Raw genomic sequence first — 17835 nt, 5'->3', positions numbered from 1 at the left:
TAGTATAAAAAGATCCCCCATTTATTAGAATGACTTTTATAATTCTGATAAATGGAGGATTCTTTAGATGTTATAGAAATCAGTTTTATGATCTTTGTAGAGTTTCCAGTCTTTTCGAATCAAGGATTGTGATTTTGCCGCGGGAGAGTCTGACAAGCCCCTCGCCTTGAAAGTATCGAAGCATTCGAGTGATAACTTCCCTGTGAGAACCAAGATGATTGGCGATAGTTTCGTGAGTGATTTTCAATTCATTTGTACCTTCAATAGAGGTCTCTTCTAAAAGAAATGAAGCAACACGCTTATCCAAACTCTTCCACATGATTTGTTCAATCAGCCACATGACATCAGAAAAACGGGTAGCCATTAACTCATTGGTATAGTTTGCGACAGGAGCAGATTCCTTCATAATACCTTTATAGATTTCAGCAGGGATAATCCAAAGATCAGTATCTTTTTCTGCTTCAATGGTTACTTCAAATTGAATGGAGCGCATGATACATGAGGCGGATAAAAGACACATATCCATATCGAACAAACGGTAAAGTGTAATCTCCCGTCCTTCATCTGAAAGTATGTAGGTTCGAAGTTGCCCGGATTTAACCAGTAATAATCCAGTGCAGTCCAAGTTTCCGTTGTGAATGATCGTTCCTTTTTTTACAACCTGTGTGATTAAATTGTCTGAAATTAGTTTTTTCTGTGCTGTATTTAATTCATTCCATACTGGAAAATAATTTTCGAAGCTCATAACCGTTATCTCCTTTACGAACATAGTATACTTGCTTTTTTTAGATGCGTCAATTATATAACTGGCATATGCCATAAATAGAAATAAAAAGAAGTGTAATAAAGTAAATTGTCTTTCCGTGATATCATCACTGAAGTAAGACTTTTTATGAGGTATATTAAGTTCAAACAGGAGAAGGAGTTGAAAAATATGACATCAATAAATATAAATAAAGAAAAGTTTGGACAATTAATTCATAAAGAAAAACCGGTTTTGGTTGATTTCTGGGCACCTTGGTGTGGTTATTGCCGTAGAATTGGAGCAGCTTATGAAAAAATAAGTGAAGAATACAGCGATATTCTTATTGCAGGAAAAGTAAATATTGATGAAGAACCACAGATTGCAGAAGCTGAAAAGATTGAGATAATTCCTACGCTGGTTTTATATCGAGATGGAAAGGCAATAGATTCTATTGTTGCACCCGAATCAAAAAAAATGATAGAAAACTTTATTAATGAAGCTTTGGAAAAATAAAATAGGAGGACTGTTGTATGAATGAAAATCATGTTTACGATATGATTATCGTAGGGGGAGGACCTGGAGGGTATACTTCAGCATTATACGCAGCCAGAGCAGGACTTGATACAATTGTTATAGAAAAATTATCTGCAGGTGGTCAGATGTCATTGACCTGGCAGATTGATAACTATCCTGGTTTTGAAAATGGAATTGACGGATTTTCATTGGCAGAGAAAATGCAAAAACAGGCGGAAAAATATGGTGCTAAAAGTGAATATGCAGAAGTTTATAATATGGATTTAACAGGAAAGCTTAAGAGAGTAGAAACTAGTTCGGGAATTTATATTGGGAAAACAGTAGTGATTGCTACTGGAGCAAATCCAAGAGAACTTGGTCTCGCTAAAGAAAAAGAATTGATAGGTCATGGGGTTGCTTATTGTGCCTCCTGTGATGGTATGTTTTATAAAGATAAGATCGTGGTGGTTGTTGGTGGTGGGAATTCTGCTGTATCAGATGCTGCTCTTTTAAGTCGAATTGCTAAGAAAGTCATCATTGTTCATCGTAGAGATACATTACGTGCAACGAAGATCTACCATGATCAGCTGATGAAAACTGAAAATATAGAGTTTCGATGGAATAATACAGTAAATGAACTGATTTATGGAGAACGATTGACTGGTGTGCGGTTGAAAGATACAGTTACAGGAGAAGAAAACATTATAGAATGTGACGGGCTGTTTGTGAGTATAGGAAGAAAACCGACAACAGATTTTTTAGATAATCAGATAGAACTGGATAATAAAGGATATATTGTAGCAGGTGAAAATACTGAAACGAGTATTCCAGGTGTTTATGCTGTAGGAGATGTCAGAACAAAGTTACTTCGTCAGATAGTAACAGCTGTGGCAGATGGTGCTATGGCAGTACATATGGCAGAAAAATATATGGGGAAAATGTAAAGTGAACTCCGCCTTTTAGCATAGGAATTGTTTTGTTAAGTTAAATAATGAAACAGGAAATAGTCATTTTGATAGACCATATTAACTATAAATAATCAGAATTTGAATAGTGAACTTTTTATACTGAAATATGTACGATTTCAATAATGACATGAACTTATGGGAACGTATTGCGGATACTTTGTGAACTTTATCCTGATACAATGATTATGCTGATGAAAGAAGGCATAGATAACTGAATACAAGAAAGAGACGAAAGCCTCAGTAGTTAAGAAAAAACTACTGGGGCTTTTTTTCGTGCCTGAATTTCTCAGCCAATAACTGCGGGCGTATCCCGGCAGGATAAAGGCGGAGCAGGCATGATCCTAAACAGAGGTCCGCCTTCTGGATTTGAAACGAGCAACAAGATTTCAAATTCAGGAGGAACGGATATGTATATTGAACACCCATATTTTTATGAAGGAAAGTATTACGCAAATATTGATGGAGAAATGATCGAGATTACAAAAGAAGTTGCGTATGCGATGAATAATTTTTATAGAAGCAGCAAGGCAAAAAAAGTTGAGATTAAGAACGAACTGGGTGAGGTTGTGGATAAGATGCTGAGAGAAGTACCTTACAGCGGTCAGTCCATTGATGGAGAAGGCTTCATGATTGAGGATTTTCCAGATCTGAACTGCGATGTGGAGCACTGTGTACTGACAAAAATGGAACAGCAGGATATTCACAAAGTGATCAATCAGCTGAACTCAGAGGAACGCATGATTATTTATGGCATTTTCTTTGAAAACAAGACACAGACACAGATGGCGGAGATTATGGGGATTTCCAGACAGATGCTGTCATACAAGCTGAAATCCACTCTTAATAAGATGCGTGAAATGTATATGAATAAATTTTTTTAAAAAATTTTTTAAAATCTTTTGCATCTGCCAAAGTCATTTGACTTTAGTAATTAGAGGAAGTTAAAGGACTTCCTAAAATGAACCATGATAACTGAATATCCAATAATAACTGACGTGACATTTCATGCAGAGAGCACGAGGAAGATGCCGCTATAGGATTATAAGACAAAACCAAGATTTTTAGTTCAGTCTGTAATGCTGCGAAAAAGCACTGACCGAAGCCAGCTGGCAGGCTGGTGATGCGATGATATGTATGAGATGCGATACACTTGCAGATCCTGAGAAGTCTGTAACTGGTAAACCTATGAACTGCTGGAGCCTGGAAACGAGAGTTTCCGGGTTGTGGTCCGGAGTATGCATCCGGGCAGGTTATTATTCCCTTCCTGCATATGCGGGAGTAACGATTCGGGGTATCGAGGATAAATAGAATCGAGCGAGCACTGTTTAATAATCAAATTGGCTCCACAGGAATGCGGCAGAGCTTTCCTTATGGGAAAGAAACTCTGCCGTATTCCTGTGGAGCCAATATAGCGCTATGGATGCTTTACAAATAAAAATAATAGATTGGAGAGAGGACAAATGACAATCCGCCGAGGAGATATTTTATGGGCAGATCTCGGTATGTTTCCTACAACATCTGTTCAGGGTGGAGTAAGACCGGTGATCGTAGTGAGTAATAATAAAGCCAATACATACAGTTCAGTCATAACGGTAGTTCCGCTGACATCAAGAATTTATAAGAAACGGTATTTGCCAACACATGTATTTATCAGCAAATATGATATGACGGGAATCCGAAAAGGAAGCCTGGCACTGGCTGAACAGGTTATGAGCATTTCTACGAAATGTATTATTGAGAAATGCGGAAGAGTGAACAAGTGGAGCCTGGATCGGGTACTGAAAGCAGTACAGATTCAGATGGGAATGGAAGGAGAAGGGCATGACGGCAGAGGAATATAGAAACTATCTGGAGCAGGATTTCAGTGATGTAGATATCAATGAAATGACTGATCTACGGATGATAAAAGCAGACAGAAATAAATCGCTTCAGGAACGGAGAGATATTTTTCTGAATAAAGTAGGAAATCCATATTTGGTCCGGATCGGCAATATGAAAGTAAAAGTCAGATTTGCCAATAACGGTATATCTATGGAGCAGGCATTTGAGAATATGCTTCTGAGTGTCTGAAAAAGTACTGGCAAGATTGAGGGGACTGTGTTAGAATGTCGGTAAGGACAAATTATGCAGCCCCCTTTTATTACATGGATTTTCTGACGTAATAAAAGGAGGTAAGATATGTATCAGAATATCAATAAAATCTATCATGCCGCCATCTATGTCAGATTATCTAAAGAAGATGGCGATATTTCCAGTTCAGCAAAACTGGAAAGTAACAGCATTTCTAACCAGAAAGCTTTGATTCTGGATTTCCTGAAAGACAAAAAAGATATAAAAGTTGTTTCAGTCCGAGTTGATGATGGCTACTCAGGCTCTAATTTTGATCGTCCTGCATTCCAGGCAATGCTGGAAGATATCCGGCGTGGAATTGTAGATTGCGTAGTGGTAAAAGATTTATCACGATTTGGAAGGGAATATATTGATTCTGGGAAGTATATCGAGAGATTATTCCCGGCTCTTGGTGTGCGTTTTATTGCCATCAATGACAATTATGACAGTCTCAAGGGAAAGAATCAGGCAGACGAAATTATTATCCCATTTAAGAATTTAATCAATGATGCTTATTGCCGTGACATTTCTATTAAGATCAGGAGTAATCTTGAGATTAAGAGGAAAAAAGGCGAATGCGTGACTCCGTTTGTAGCTTTTGGATACAGGAAGACAAAGACAGATAAGCATAAATTAGAGATTGATCCATCTGCAGGCAGTGTAGTACAGGATATTTTTAAGATGAAGCTGCAGGGAATGAGTCAGGATGCGATTGCTAATCGTTTAAATGAACTGGGTATTCTTTCCCCATTTGAGTATAAAATCAGCAGTGGCAGTCATTATGAAACAGGCTTCCGGCAGAAAGAACAGGCACTTTGGAGTTCCGTTACCGTCCGCAGGATACTGGAAAACGAGGTTTATATCGGAAACCTTGTGCAGGGAAAAAGGACGACACCGAACCATAAAGTGAAGCAGACTTATGTGAAACCGGAAGATGACTGGATCCGGATTGAGAAAAATCATGAGCCATTGGTGAGTGACCGTGATTTTGAAATTGTTCAGAGACTTCTGGGCATGGATACACGTACTTCGCCTGACCAAAAGCAAGTATATCTGTTATCTGGAATTGCTGTATGTGCGGATTGTGGTGCACCTATGACAAGAAAGGTTTCTACTGTGGCAGGGAAAAAATATGCTTATTATCTATGTTCCGCAAATAAAGAAACAAAACGCTGTTCTAGTCATAGAATACCGGAAAAGGATCTGGAAGATGCCGTACTGGTGATGCTGAAACAGCATATCCAGAATATCCTGCACCTGAAAAGAGTCCTGGAATTTGTTGGTACTGTGCCATTTCAGGAGATCAATATGAAGAAGCTGCAGGACAGGCTGGAGAAGAAAAAACAGGAGACAGAACGTTGTAAGGAGTTACGGATGATGCTCTATTCGGATATGAAAGAGGGCATTGTATCAAAAGAAGACTATGTAGAGCTTCATGCAGCCTATGGAAAGAGGCTTAGAAATGCGGAAGAGAGTATCCGTGCAATCCAGAAAGAAATGGATAGTGAGCTGGAAAAAGCAGACAATGCCAATACCTGGCTGGATTATTTTGTGAAATATCAGGATATTGAAGAACTGTCCCGCACAGTGGTGGTAGAACTGATCAGGAAAATCAGAGTATATGATAAAAAGAATATAGAGATCACTTTTGATTTTGATGATTGTTATCAGACATTGCTGAATCAATTACCGGCTATGGGAGTTGATACGGTAATAGATGATGATAATAATCTGCAGGTCAAGGTAAAGGAAGTTGTATAAAATGGCACGAAAGAGTAGGAAAAACATTCCGGAAGTAGTCGGCAGTGAAACCGTCCAGACAGAGGTGAGAAGACCATTCCGGGCAGGATTGTATGCCAGAATTTCAATGGAAACAGAAGAAACATTAGAAAGAGGGACGATAGAAACCCAGGTGGAATTGATGAAAAACTTTGTAGCAGATACGGAAGATATTTCGGTTGCGGAAGTTTATAAGGACTCAGACTATTCAGGTACAAATTTTGACCGTCCTGGATTCGTACAGATGATGGAAGATATCAAGCATGGAAAAATCAATTGTGTTATTGTAAAAGATTTGTCCAGACTTGGAAGAAATTATGTCGAAACCAGCAACTATATTGAACGAGTATTTCCGTTTTTTCATGTAAGATTCCTGGCTGTGACAGATGATTTCGATTCCTTCAGAGAGGGTGTGGATCTTACAGTTCCACTGAAGAATATTATCAATGAGTTCTATTCGAAAGACCTTGCCAAAAAGAGCAGCAGCGCAAAAAAAGCTCTTTGGAAAAAAGGAAAATTTACAAGTGCCTGGGAACCGTATGGTTACAGAAAGTCAGAAGAAGACCATCATCAGCTGATCGTTGATGAAGAAGCTGCAGAACATTTGAAAAGTATATTTTCTATGTATATGGATGGCGGGAACTATAGTGATATTGCAAGACAGCTCAATAAAGATGGAGTTTTATCGCCGACTTTACAGAGAAAATTCTATAAAACCGGTGAAAAGCCGCTTCCGGAGTCAAAACCCTGGAACAATTATGAAGTGAAACGAGTTCTTCAGGATGTTCATTGCACAGGTGATTCTGTATTTGGAAAATATCAGCAAAGTGTTTTCCAGGGAAATAAACAGAGAAATCGACCAGAGAGTGAATGGGTGCATGTGGAGAACACGCATGAAGGGATTATAGATAGAGAGTTGTTTCAACAGGTACAATCTAAAATCCAGGAATATACGGAAGCTTATAAGAAGAAACATCAGCAGAACAATGGAGCTATTAGAAACCATAATTTCTATACAGGAAAGATATGGTGCGGAGGCTGTGGCAACCGCATGACGTTGTCCAGAGAAAGAAATGGCACATTCTTTTATATCTGCGGAGCCAATACTAACCATAAATCCGGAGGAAAGCAATGCAAAGGGCACAGAGTCAGAAAAGAATATGTGGATGACGATGTTCTTCGCCTGATTCAAACGCATATGAAAACCGTATTGGATACAGAAAAAATGATTCAGGAAATGAATGCAGCTTCCAAAAATCAGACACAGTACCTGCTTTTGGATAAAGAGGTGGGGAAACTTCGACGGGAACTGAGCCGTATCAGTAAGCGTAAATCGGATTTATATGAAGATTACTCAGAACGTTTGATTACAGAAGAAGAGTACATACAGTTTTCTCGGATCTATTCCAATGAAATTGAGAATATCAAGAGCCGTCTGGACACTGTATTGGCGGCACAGGTTCGGTATTCCCAGAATTACCACATTGAAGAAGGCTGGGGAAATGTGATACATACTTATATGTCAAAGCGTAAGCTGACAAAAGAAATGGCAGATGCCTTTGTGGATTCAATTATTATCCATGGTAAGTATGATTATGAGATCAAGCTGGTATATGACGATCAGTTTGCAGATTTACAGAAATTAAAGAAAGAGAAGGAGGCGCAGTCAAGATGACAGATCATAGAAAAACAGCTGTTTATATCCGTTTATCCGCAGAAGATGACAATGTAGATGGCAGAGCCAAAAAAGAGAGCGACAGTGTAACTTCTCAGAGAATTCTGTTAAAATCATTTGTGATTGATCAGCTGGGTGTAGCTGAGGCTGACATCCTGGAATATGTGGATGACGGTGTCAGCGGTACTCATTTTAAACGGCATGGATTTCAACAGCTGCAGGATGACATGAAAAGCGGAGAAATCGGCTGTGTAGTTGTAAAAGACTTTTCCAGATTCGGAAGAGACTATCTGGAAGTTGGATTTTATATTGAATATATTTTCCCACTTCTACAAATACGATTTATTTCGATTAATGACAGCTATGACAGTGCAGCAAGCAGCGGAATGACTGGTGGAATGAATGTAGCATTGCAGAATCTGGTATACAATATGTATAGTCTGGATTTGTCCAAGAAAATTTCATCAGCAATGCAGACAAGAACAAAAAACGGCACACGCCTTCCGGTAAATGCCAGATATGGCTATAAAAAAGGAAAAGATGGAAGGCTGGAAGTTGATCCGGAAGCTGCAAAAGTTGTGAAAATGATTTTTCAGATGGCAGCAGAGGGAACAAGTTTTGCAGATATTACAAGGGAATTGAACAGACAGGCGATTGCCACTTGTGATGAGCAGAAATTATCAAGAGGGGATCAGGTGCAGTTCCAGAGGTTTGACACGATCAAAAAGAAACACTGGAGCCCTACGACAGTAGCGGCAATTGTACGGGATGAGATTTATATTGGAACCAGAATCTGGGGAAAAACACGTTGCAGTATGCATACCGGTCATAAAGCAGTTCTAAATGAGGAAACAGAATGGGTTCGCCTGGAAAATCATCATACGGCAATTATAGACAGGGCATTGTTTGAAAAAGCAAATGAAATGCATCCGAAAAAGAAGAGAAGTGTTGCGGAATCACGCACTAATTTTACTCTGGAAAGACGTAAAAAACAGCCGGCATTGCTGCTATGTGCCAACTGTGGGCATTCTCTGTTAAAAGAAACAGAGCATCTGCTGAAATGCTCAGATGCCCGAACCAATGGTGATCCTGTGTGTCGAAGTCTGGTGATCCGGCGGGAACCGCTGGAGGAGAATATCCTTGGGCTTGTTCATCAGTATGCAGCGTCAATGTTGGAAAAAGAAAAGAAAGTATCTGCCAAAAGGCAATGCGACTACAAAGAGATCAATACCTCAGAATTGCACAGTTGACCTCGGAAAAGATGAAGCTCTATGATGATTATAAAGATGGTCGTATAGATCGTGATTTGTATAAGCAGAGAGCTGAAAAGATAAGTGTACAGCTGGATGAAATAAAACGAAAGATAGAAGATGCAGAGAATAGTAAAAAGCTTCTTGAACAAAACGAACTTTCTGATAAAATAAAACTAAAAGATTTCTTGGGAATTCAGAAGTTCGATACAGAGAAGTTGCGTGAGATTATCAAGGTGATTCGTGTTCATAGTCAGGATGAAATTGAAATCGAATGGAATTTTGACGATATTTTTTCGGAACAGAGGTAACTTGAGCAGGACAAGAATGACTTATCATAAGATAATAAAGGTGCTGGGACTACCTGATGGAAGCGTCAGATAGTCTTCGGCAGAAAAAAATAAAATTTTTTTGTCCTATACTTGACACATCCACATGTATGCAGGCATACATATTGTTCCAATATGGCGAAAGCTGGAATGAATCCGAAAGCACTCCAATATTTAATGGGACATTCTGATATAGGGGTTACGTTAAATGTATATACGCATCTGGGATTAATTGATGCAAAAGAAGAGATGAATAGGATTGCAAAACTGGCATAGTATGATAAAATAATAGAAAAAAGAATTAAGAATAATCTGATTATAAGGTTCTTAGAAAGCCTGTTTTCCAGGCTGATTATTACTAAGAAGTTACTAAATTTGGATAAGAAAATATACGAATTTATGCTGTGATATACAGGAAAATGACAGGATTGAAGATTATCGGAAAATGCCTGCAAACAGCGTAAATACAGCATTTCAAGGAGTTTTAAGCAATGATAAGTGTGTTATTTGTCTGCCACGGCATTACTATTACGATTTCTGTTCCAGAAGCCACAGATAGTATGAGTGATTTGCTTGATCTGTTTTCTATTGACTTATCCGAAATAGAAAAAGTGTTCCAGTTGGCAACGCGGCCATTTATTATGCATGGAGATATATTTCCAGACCATATTTTTAACGAACTTTATCATGTGCCGGAATACATCCGCAAAGAATATCTTCGGGTGAAAATATTGGAATTGCTGATCTCTCTAAAGATGATTGACCCATCCACGATTGGGGAAACAAGACCCTATTTTTATAAGACCCAGGTTGAAAAAGTAAAGGCGATTATGGCGCTAATGACTGCTAATCCAGAAATACATTACACGATGGAAGAATTGTCTGGGCAGTTTGACATATCTGTGTCTGCGTTAAAACATTGCTTTAAGGGTGTCTATGGAACTGCCATCTTTACATATATGAGAAATTATCGTATGGACATGGCTGCCACACTTCTTACCCAAACGGATGAATCCATCACGTCTATTGCCGGTAAGGTAGGGTATGCCAATAGCAGCAAATTTTCGGAAGCATTTAAGAGCATAAAGGGAAAAACACCGCTGGAATATCGAAAAATCAAAATCTAATTAGAGTGAAACGAAACTGCGTGGAGTGGCAGAGCATCAAAAAAAATTTTAGAATAGAGAGTGTCAGGAAATGACATTCTCTATTCTTTTTTTAGGAGGAAATGCACCAATGAAGCAAAAAAGCTGGATTAGTATTGTGTTTTCTTTTGCTGCCCAGTGTAGGCTGAAAATAATATTATCTGTTCTATGTGCCATTATCTCTGTAATAGCAGGGCTGGTTCCATATTTGAGCGTATATCAGATCATTACGCAATTTATAGGCGGTGCGCCAATAATGGAAACCGTCTGGATGTGGTGCTGGATTGGTTTGGGCGCTTATGCCTTGCGCTTTGTGTTCTATGGAATTTCCACAACACTTTCGCATATCTCGGCTTATACGATTTTAGAAAATATTCGTTTAAGTCTGGCTCAGCGCTTGATGAAAGCACCTCTGGGAACGGTCTTGGGGGAATCTGTCGGAAAGCTGAAAAATGTATTGGTAGACCGCGTTGAAACGATTGAACTTCCGCTGGCCCACATGATACCGGAATGTATTTCAAATCTTTTGCTCCCCATTGCAGTATTCATTTATTTGGTCTGTGTTGATTGGCGTATGGCGCTATCTATGCTGATTACCGTTCCGATTGCCTTTGTTGCTTACGCGATGATGATGAAAAACTTTAATCAGCAATACGCCGACTATATGGAATCCAACAATTATGTCAATGGCGTAATTGTTGAATATGTGGAGGGAATCGAAGTCATTAAAGCGTTCAATCAGTCCTCCACTTCCTATGAAAAATTTGCACACGCTGTCGAGTCTTTTAAGGACTACACGTTGAAATGGTATCAAAGCACTTGGAAACTGATGAATTTTGGAAGTGCGGTTTTGCCATCCACATTTTTAGGCACACTTCCCGTTGGCCTATTGCTTTATTACAACGGCACTCTTACGCCGCAGGATTTAGTAATCTGTTTGATTCTGTCCCTTGGCATTGTTGGCCCACTTATGAACTTTACTACCTATGTGAATGAAATGAAAACTGTGGAGTATGCCGTACATGATGTTGACAAGCTGTTAAGCGTATCAGAACTGCCCGATGAAAAAACAGATGTAAGGTTGACCCACTATGACATTCATTTACAAGAGGTGGCCTTTTCTTACGATCAGACACAGGAAAATAACGTCCTGTCACATATCAGTTTGGATATTCCAGAGGGTAAATTTACGGCTTTGGTTGGCCCCTCTGGAGGCGGCAAATCTACGATTGCGCGTTTGATTGCCCGCTTTTGGGATGTATCGGACGGGAGCATTACGATTGGAGGAACAGACATCCGCAAAATTCCCCTGTCGCAGTTGGCAGATACCGTCAGCTTTGTTACACAGGATAATTTCCTGTTTAACTGCTCTATCAAAGAGAATATCCGCCTTGGGAATCCGCAGGCCAGTGACGAAGAAGTATTCGCTGCCGCTAAAGCCGCCTGCTGTGACGAGTTTATTTTGAATCTGGAACACGGATATGACACAATGGCCGGTGATGCCGGAAACCGCCTGTCCGGGGGCGAGAAACAGCGAATTTCTATTGCACGAATGATCTTAAAAAATTCGCCTATCGTAATTTTGGACGAAGCCACAGCATTTACCGATCAGGAGAATGAAGAAAAAATTCAGAGGTCAATCGCGGCACTGACAAAGGGGAAAACCCTGCTTGTGATTGCTCACCGCCTTTCTACAATCAAAAATGCTGACCAGATTATTGTGTTGAAAGAGGGCGAAGTGCAGGCCAGCGGAACACACCAGGAATTGCTTGCGGAAAATAGCTTGTATCGGGATATGTGGAACGCGCATATTGGTGCAAAGAATTGGTCTGCCGGGTCAAAGGAAGGGAGGTAACAGATATGTTCAAGATTGTAAAACGTCTGATTGATTGGACTGGACAATACAAGAAGCGTATTTATATAGGCTTCATCTATGCTTTCCTGCATAGCATTTTCACCGCTATTCCGATTATGCTGGCGACCTATGGTTTAAGTGCTGTTTTGGATGATTTTAATGGGAAGTCAGAATTAAATCCCGCTACAATATGGCTCCTGCTCATTGCTATGATTGTTTCCGTACTTGGGCGGTTTCTGTTTTCCTACTTACGGGCCATTACACAAGACAGCGTAGGATATGAAGCAACCGCAGCAGAACGAATCCGATTGGGGGATATTCTGAAACGTGTGTCCCTCGGCTTTTTCAGTCAGAATAATATGGGCAAATTATCCTCTGCCGTGACTACCGATCTGTCATTTATGGAGATGTTTGCCACGAACATGATAAATACAGTTGTCAATGGCTATATAACGGTGATTGTTCTGATTTTGTGTCTGGCGTTTTACTGCCCCCTTGCGGGCTTCATTTCGCTGATCGGTGTGCTGCTGTCTGCGCTCTTTCTAAATCTTCTGGAAAAACACAGCCACAAAAACGCACCTGTTCATCAAAAGGCACAAGATGATATGGTGGAAAGCTCGATTGAGTATTTGCGTGGTATGCAGGTAGTAAAGGCATTTAAGCAGGATGGCGTTGCCATCGAGGGTATTCGCAAGGCTTATAGCGACAGCAAAAAAATCAATATAAAAATCGAAAAGGAATATATGCCATATAACTGTCTGCACCTCTTTTCTCTGAAAGCCGTTTCCATTGCCGTTGTTGCAGTATCTGCATGGCTGACCTATTGTGGCAGTATGGATTTGCCGGTCATGTTGATGATGGATATGTTTTCTTTTATGATTTTCAGTAGCGTAGAGGCCATGAACAATGCTGCTCATGTGCTGGAGATTATTGACGCAACACTCTCAAAACTGAAACGAATTGAAAATGCCAATGTCATTGATAAAGATGGGCAGGATATTAAGCTGAAAAACGCTGATATTCAATTTGATAATGTGTCCTTTGCGTATGACGAAAAGCCCGTACTGAAAAATGTCAGCTTTCAAATTCCACAAGGTAGTACAACCGCGATTGTCGGGCCGTCGGGCAGCGGCAAGACTACAATCTGCAATTTGATTGCAAGATTTTATGATGTAAACGCAGGAACTGTATCTGTTGGAACCGTGGATGTCCGTAGAATGACCTGTGATAGCTTGTTGTCAAATATCTCTATGGTATTTCAAAAGGTTTATTTGTTCCATGATACAGTTGAAAATAATATCCGGTTTGGTAATCCTGCGGCCACTCATGAGGAAATTGTAGAAGCTGCAAAAAAAGCCAGATGCCATGATTTCATTGAACAGCTTCCGGATGGATATAACACGGTCATTGGCGAAGGCGGTTCAACCCTTTCCGGCGGCGAGAAGCAGCGTATTTCCATTGCCAGGGCTATCTTAAAAAATGCGTCTATTGTTATCTTGGACGAGGCTACGGCAAGTATCGACCCGGAAAATGAGCATTTAATTCAGCAGGCTATCAGTGAACTTACAGTCGGTAAAACTGTTATTGTAATTGCACATCGGCTGGCAACGATAGAACACGCAGATCAGATTTTAGTCGTAGATGCAGGGCAAATCGTACAGCAAGGAACACACACTGAACTGATTCAGCAAAACGGCTTGTATCGTCGGTTCATTGACATCCGTGAACAGGCCGAGGGTTGGAGTATTGCATAGCACCTACACAGGAGAAACAAAATAAAACTTCGTGCGTCGGGCGAGGATTATCTGGAGGCTATTCTCATGCTCCAAAAAACAAAGGTATGGTGCGCTCCGTTGATCTTGCCCGACATATGGGGTTCTCCAAACCGAGTATTAGCCACGCAGTGAAGGTTTTGCGGGAAGGCGGCTTTTTAACAATGGATGAAGAATTTTTCATTTTCGGGCAATGGACCTGAAAATCCGAAAAATCGCAAGCGGGTACTCGCTTGCTATCGAAACCCTACCTTCTATTTCTCCCTCTACTAATACTACAATTAGAAGGTGGAAAAATGGCTGTATCCGCAAAGAAAAACAGAAAAAGGCCACGGCTGAACCTCCATTCATGGTGTGATCCATCATGGCCCTGGCTACACAAGGAATACAAATTGACTTTTCCGGGTTGGTGTTGTAAACTATGATTAGTTTTGACTAACTATACTATAAGGAGGGCGCTCATACATGACAGATATGGAAAAAGTAAAGATTCATGGCGTCCCGGAAACCATGATGCAGACTCTGTTTGCCCGGGCGGCCCATTCTCAGAAGAAGGAACATAAATTTTATGATGCGAAGGCTATAGAGATCGTGAAGCAGCTGGACTATGACTTTTCCAAGGCGGAGAAGGATGCTGCCATGAGCAGCGGTGTGATTGCCCGCACCATTCTGTTGGATCAGATGGTGGGTGCCTTTTTAGAGGAACATCCGGATGCAACTGTTGTTAATATCGCCTGTGGCCTGGATACACGGGTCTACCGGCTGGATAATGGACAGGTTCGCTGGTACAATCTGGACCTGCCGGAGGTGATCGACATCCGGCGGCGTTTTCTGAACGAACATGGGCGTATCTCCATGATCGCCAAGTCCGCTATGGATGAGAGCTGGGCAGCGGAAATCGAAGATCCGACGGGCGAAGTGCTTGTTGTGATCGAAGGGCTAGTCATGTACTTAACCGAGGCGGATATAAAGAAAATTCTATTCATTATCTGTAGCCGGTTCGAACATACGGAGATCATTATGGAGATTATGAATCCTTTTATCATGCGGCACATGAAGGAGAAATCGATTGAGGCCAGTAAGGCTCGTTTTACCTGGGGTCTGAAAAGCGGGAAGGAACTGGAGAACATGGTGTCGGGGCTTACATGGGCCGAGGATGTGAGTTTGGTCGAAGGGATGAAGGAACTGTATCCTGTCTATAAGTTGCTTGGATGGATACAGCCTGTTAAAAACCTTTCTAACAAGCTGGTAATACTGAGAAAATAGGATAGATATAAACTGCCATTCAGCTTTGTCATAGGAGATGCGTCAGCCATGGAGAAATTGAATTATTTAAGACAGGACAAAAAAATACCGGGGAAGGAATCCTTTGTGACCTATGTGGATTTTCAGGTAAAGGATGGCACCGCCGATATGTGGCTGTATGACATTTTTCCGGGAGTACAGCTCATGGTTGTAGATTTTTCTTCTGAGAGCTGTTTCCGAAGCGGTGAAAAGCAGAATGTAATCGGGATCAATCATTGCCGGAAGGGGCGGTTTGAATGTGCGTTTGACAGCCGGAATTATCTCTATTTGGGAGAAGGCGATATTACCCTGAACAGCCAGATGCACCCGCCAATCGCGTCTTCCTTCCCCTTGAACTACTTTTATGGGTCCACTATTATTTTGTTTCCGGAGGTCATGAAGGATGTACCGGAGCTTCAGGCCTTTCAAATCAGTGCGGAGGCAATCACAGAGAAATATTCTCTTGAATCAAGATCCCCGGTATTTCGCCGCAATGCGGAAATAGAGCATGTATATCAGGAACTGTATACACATCTGGATCGTCCGTCTCTGCCCTTTTTGCGGCTGAAGATTTTGGAGCTCCTTTATCATTTCCAATTCAGACAAACTCTTTTTGAGGAGAACCAGCACTATATTTCGGGAGTGACCGTGAAGCGGATCAAGCATGTCAGGGAGCATCTGGTACAGGATATGGAACACCGGACCAATCTGAAGGAACTGGCATTGGAGCACAATTTAAGTCTGACACAGTTAAAAGATGGATTCAGGCAAATTTATGGCGAATCACCTTATGCATATTTGCGTAGTTACAAAATGCATCGGGCGGCACAGCTTTTGCGCCAGTCAGATAAAAAAATCAGCGAAATTGCGCTGGAAATGGGTTATCAGAATCCAAGCAAATTTTCAGAGGCATTCCATGCGGTGATAGGCTGCAGACCAAGTGCCTATCGAAAGGAAAAAAAGTAGAAGAAAATCATAGTGACACCTTCCGAATGGAGGTGTCATTTTTTGGCTTTTTGGAGCATTTTGCAGAAGGCATGGCTTTTCGGAGTGGCAAAAGAATCTTTCACATGGTAATATGTACGAGTTAGTAAAGACTAACAAAAGATGCAGAAAGGAAAGAAATACATATGAAAACAAAACTTACAACAAAGGATTTAATTACCGCAGGCGCCTTTGGTGCAATTTATTTAGTGCTGCTCACGGTGTTGTCTTCAGTCCTGACCATTGTTCCAATCCTCTTTCTGGCAACGCCGTTGATTGCCGGCATCATACTGGGAACTGTGTATATGCTGTATGCCACCAAGGTGCCGCGCACCGGTGCAATCCTGGTGCTGGCGCTCCTGGTGGGGCTGATTACGTCCATGGCAACCATTTATCCGCTGATTTTTGCAGTTGTATGGGGATTAATCGCTGAACTCATTACCGCAAAAAGACGCAAATCTGCAGGTGCTCTGGCAGTCAGCTACTGTGTGTTCAACCTGACTTCTATGGGTCCCTTCTTTGCCCTTATTCTGGCAAAGGATGCCTTCTTAGAAAGTTGTGCAGGGTACTATGGAGAAGAATATATCGCAACGCTGGATAAGCTGACGCCTAGCTGGATTGTTCTTGTGCTGATTGCTTTGGCTTTGGTGGGCGGATTGCTTGGCGGTCTGTTTGGAAGAAAGATCCTGAAAAAACATTTTGTGAAAGCCGGTATTACAGCGTGAACCGCGAAAAGATTTCCAGTGGTCTTTTGGATCCGAGAAGTAAGCTGGCGGTATTTATTGCCGCCTGCCTTTCGGCATTTTCCGGGTTGACACATCCGCAGGAATTTGTCCTTCTTGCCCTGTGTGTGGGGATAACGCTTCTGTGCCAGAAATGGAAGAGGGCTTTTTATACCGGTCTTATCTTTGCAGTTATGTTTTTTTGCGATCTGTTTCTAGCACCGCGATTGTCAGGGATACTGCAGAATATCATCATGCTGGCATGTCATTTCTGCCGGTTTATTTTACCGATGTTTGCAGCCTTTTATATTGTGACACAGACTTCCAGGATTGGGGAATATATCAGTGCATTTACTCAGATGCATCTGCCAAACGAGGTCATCATTCCTCTGGCGGTGATGCTCCGTTTTGTCCCGACTATCCAGGAAGAATGGCAGATGGTGAATCAGGCGCTCCGATTAAGAGGGATGGCGCTGACATGGAAAAATGTTTTTCGTCGTCCGCTGCAGATGATGGAATATATGCTGGTTCCCTTTTTGCTGCAGTGCTCGGTTATCGTGGATGAGATGTCAGCTGCTGTTATGGCGCGGGGGTTTGACAAAAATATGCCGCGAACCAGTTATGCGGAGGTTCAGATGAAGGCTCTGGATTGGTGTATAATAGCTGTTTCTGCCGGACTGCTGTTCTGGAATCTTTGTTTCTGAG

Annotated in this window: 18 protein-coding genes and 2 pseudogenes; 19 read left to right on the top strand and 1 reads right to left on the bottom strand. The window is 41.2% G+C overall.

Going from position 1 to position 17835, the window contains the following annotated elements:
• Nucleotides 1-85: 85 nt before the first annotated feature.
• The gene (locus DWZ38_RS16885; RefSeq protein ID WP_117854271.1) at nt 86-769 is read right to left on the bottom strand and encodes a Crp/Fnr family transcriptional regulator; all 684 of its coding nucleotides are present in this window, start codon (nt 767-769) and stop codon (nt 86-88) included.
• Nucleotides 770-934: 165 nt separating this feature from the next.
• On the opposite strand from DWZ38_RS16885, the gene DWZ38_RS16880 reads away from it, so the two are divergent.
• The 19 genes and pseudogenes from DWZ38_RS16880 to DWZ38_RS16795 all read left to right on the top strand — a co-directional run bounded on the left by DWZ38_RS16880 (nt 935) and on the right by DWZ38_RS16795 (nt 17834).
• Nucleotides 935-1258, top strand: a complete 324-nt coding sequence (locus DWZ38_RS16880; protein WP_117854314.1) for a thioredoxin family protein — start codon at nt 935-937, stop codon at nt 1256-1258.
• 17 nt (nt 1259-1275) lie between these two features.
• Nucleotides 1276-2202 carry a thioredoxin-disulfide reductase gene (gene trxB, locus DWZ38_RS16875; protein ID WP_117854270.1) on the top strand — a complete coding sequence of 309 codons (927 nt, stop codon included), beginning with the start codon at nt 1276-1278 and terminating at the stop codon, nt 2200-2202.
• A 431-nt stretch (nt 2203-2633) separates the two neighbouring features.
• The gene (locus DWZ38_RS16870; RefSeq protein WP_172677496.1) at nt 2634-3107 is read left to right on the top strand and encodes a sigma factor-like helix-turn-helix DNA-binding protein; all 474 of its coding nucleotides are present in this window, start codon (nt 2634-2636) and stop codon (nt 3105-3107) included.
• A gap of 253 nt (nt 3108-3360) precedes the next feature.
• Nucleotides 3361-3534, top strand: a complete 174-nt coding sequence (locus DWZ38_RS16865; RefSeq protein WP_226840949.1) for a hypothetical protein — start codon at nt 3361-3363, stop codon at nt 3532-3534.
• Nucleotides 3535-3686: 152 nt separating this feature from the next.
• Nucleotides 3687-4067 carry a type II toxin-antitoxin system PemK/MazF family toxin gene (locus DWZ38_RS16860; RefSeq protein WP_015568867.1) on the top strand — a complete coding sequence of 127 codons (381 nt, stop codon included), beginning with the start codon at nt 3687-3689 and terminating at the stop codon, nt 4065-4067.
• A complete protein-coding gene (locus DWZ38_RS16855) occupies nt 4048-4296 on the top strand; it encodes a DUF6870 family protein (RefSeq protein WP_015568866.1) in 249 nt (82 codons plus the stop codon). Before DWZ38_RS16860 ends, DWZ38_RS16855 begins: the two co-directional genes overlap by 20 nt.
• 108 nt (nt 4297-4404) lie before the next feature.
• On the top strand, nt 4405-6096 hold the full coding sequence (locus DWZ38_RS16850; protein WP_117854269.1) for a recombinase family protein: 1692 nt from the start codon (nt 4405-4407) through the stop codon (nt 6094-6096).
• A gap of 1 nt (nt 6097) precedes the next feature.
• Nucleotides 6098-7789: a recombinase family protein gene (locus DWZ38_RS16845; protein ID WP_117854268.1), complete on the top strand. Its 1692-nt coding sequence runs from the start codon at nt 6098-6100 to the stop codon at nt 7787-7789.
• Nucleotides 7786-9039 (top strand): recombinase family protein, encoded by a 1254-nt coding sequence (locus tag DWZ38_RS16840; RefSeq protein ID WP_243000323.1) that lies wholly within the window; start codon nt 7786-7788, stop codon nt 9037-9039. The genes DWZ38_RS16845 and DWZ38_RS16840 overlap by 4 nt, the downstream gene beginning before the upstream one ends.
• Nucleotides 8997-9350: a hypothetical protein gene (locus DWZ38_RS22920; protein WP_243000322.1), complete on the top strand. Its 354-nt coding sequence runs from the start codon at nt 8997-8999 to the stop codon at nt 9348-9350. Before DWZ38_RS16840 ends, DWZ38_RS22920 begins: the two co-directional genes overlap by 43 nt.
• Nucleotides 9351-9470: 120 nt before the next feature.
• Nucleotides 9471-9644, top strand: a pseudogene (locus tag DWZ38_RS16835) (tyrosine-type recombinase/integrase); the annotation flags it as partial.
• Nucleotides 9645-9859: 215 nt separating this feature from the next.
• Nucleotides 9860-10495 (top strand): AraC family transcriptional regulator, encoded by a 636-nt coding sequence (locus DWZ38_RS16830; protein WP_021925322.1) that lies wholly within the window; start codon nt 9860-9862, stop codon nt 10493-10495.
• A 109-nt stretch (nt 10496-10604) separates the two neighbouring features.
• Nucleotides 10605-12368 carry an ABC transporter ATP-binding protein gene (locus DWZ38_RS16825; RefSeq protein WP_021925323.1) on the top strand — a complete coding sequence of 588 codons (1764 nt, stop codon included), beginning with the start codon at nt 10605-10607 and terminating at the stop codon, nt 12366-12368.
• A 5-nt stretch (nt 12369-12373) separates the two neighbouring features.
• Complete coding sequence (locus tag DWZ38_RS16820; RefSeq protein ID WP_117854267.1) at nt 12374-14122, top strand: ABC transporter ATP-binding protein; 1749 nt, start codon at nt 12374-12376, stop codon at nt 14120-14122.
• 21 nt (nt 14123-14143) lie between these two features.
• Nucleotides 14144-14325 (top strand): annotated as a pseudogene (locus DWZ38_RS22915) (metal-dependent transcriptional regulator); the annotation flags it as partial.
• A gap of 280 nt (nt 14326-14605) precedes the next feature.
• Nucleotides 14606-15406, top strand: a complete 801-nt coding sequence (locus DWZ38_RS16810) for a class I SAM-dependent methyltransferase (RefSeq protein WP_021926385.1) — start codon at nt 14606-14608, stop codon at nt 15404-15406.
• A 48-nt stretch (nt 15407-15454) separates the two neighbouring features.
• Complete coding sequence (locus tag DWZ38_RS16805) at nt 15455-16390, top strand: AraC family transcriptional regulator (protein WP_021926386.1); 936 nt, start codon at nt 15455-15457, stop codon at nt 16388-16390.
• Between the two features lie 164 nt (nt 16391-16554).
• Nucleotides 16555-17133: an MptD family putative ECF transporter S component gene (locus DWZ38_RS16800; protein WP_117854266.1), complete on the top strand. Its 579-nt coding sequence runs from the start codon at nt 16555-16557 to the stop codon at nt 17131-17133.
• Nucleotides 17130-17834, top strand: a complete 705-nt coding sequence (locus DWZ38_RS16795; protein ID WP_117854265.1) for an energy-coupling factor transporter transmembrane component T — start codon at nt 17130-17132, stop codon at nt 17832-17834. Before DWZ38_RS16800 ends, DWZ38_RS16795 begins: the two co-directional genes overlap by 4 nt.
• The last annotated feature ends 1 nt before the right edge of the window (nt 17835 follow it).

The sequence above is a fragment of the Ruminococcus sp. AF31-8BH genome, from assembly GCF_003460605.1.
Classification (GTDB): domain Bacteria; phylum Bacillota; class Clostridia; order Lachnospirales; family Lachnospiraceae; genus Blautia_A; species Blautia_A acetigignens.
Note: the sequence above shows the minus strand (reverse complement) of the source record. Positions and strands in the feature narration are given on the sequence as shown.

Coding starts and splice junctions, on each gene's coding strand:
- DWZ38_RS16885 (WP_117854271.1), bottom strand. CDS start 769: ATGTTCGTAAAGGAGATAACGGTTATGAGCTTCGAAAATTATTTTCCA.
- DWZ38_RS16880 (WP_117854314.1), top strand. CDS start 935: ATGACATCAATAAATATAAATAAAGAAAAGTTTGGACAATTAATTCAT.
- trxB (WP_117854270.1), top strand. CDS start 1,276: ATGAATGAAAATCATGTTTACGATATGATTATCGTAGGGGGAGGACCT.
- DWZ38_RS16870 (WP_172677496.1), top strand. CDS start 2,634: ATGTATATTGAACACCCATATTTTTATGAAGGAAAGTATTACGCAAAT.
- DWZ38_RS16865 (WP_226840949.1), top strand. CDS start 3,361: ATGAGATGCGATACACTTGCAGATCCTGAGAAGTCTGTAACTGGTAAA.
- DWZ38_RS16860 (WP_015568867.1), top strand. CDS start 3,687: ATGACAATCCGCCGAGGAGATATTTTATGGGCAGATCTCGGTATGTTT.
- DWZ38_RS16855 (WP_015568866.1), top strand. CDS start 4,048: ATGACGGCAGAGGAATATAGAAACTATCTGGAGCAGGATTTCAGTGAT.
- DWZ38_RS16850 (WP_117854269.1), top strand. CDS start 4,405: ATGTATCAGAATATCAATAAAATCTATCATGCCGCCATCTATGTCAGA.
- DWZ38_RS16845 (WP_117854268.1), top strand. CDS start 6,098: ATGGCACGAAAGAGTAGGAAAAACATTCCGGAAGTAGTCGGCAGTGAA.
- DWZ38_RS16840 (WP_243000323.1), top strand. CDS start 7,786: ATGACAGATCATAGAAAAACAGCTGTTTATATCCGTTTATCCGCAGAA.
- DWZ38_RS22920 (WP_243000322.1), top strand. CDS start 8,997: ATGCGACTACAAAGAGATCAATACCTCAGAATTGCACAGTTGACCTCG.
- DWZ38_RS16830 (WP_021925322.1), top strand. CDS start 9,860: ATGATAAGTGTGTTATTTGTCTGCCACGGCATTACTATTACGATTTCT.
- DWZ38_RS16825 (WP_021925323.1), top strand. CDS start 10,605: ATGAAGCAAAAAAGCTGGATTAGTATTGTGTTTTCTTTTGCTGCCCAG.
- DWZ38_RS16820 (WP_117854267.1), top strand. CDS start 12,374: ATGTTCAAGATTGTAAAACGTCTGATTGATTGGACTGGACAATACAAG.
- DWZ38_RS16810 (WP_021926385.1), top strand. CDS start 14,606: ATGACAGATATGGAAAAAGTAAAGATTCATGGCGTCCCGGAAACCATG.
- DWZ38_RS16805 (WP_021926386.1), top strand. CDS start 15,455: ATGGAGAAATTGAATTATTTAAGACAGGACAAAAAAATACCGGGGAAG.
- DWZ38_RS16800 (WP_117854266.1), top strand. CDS start 16,555: ATGAAAACAAAACTTACAACAAAGGATTTAATTACCGCAGGCGCCTTT.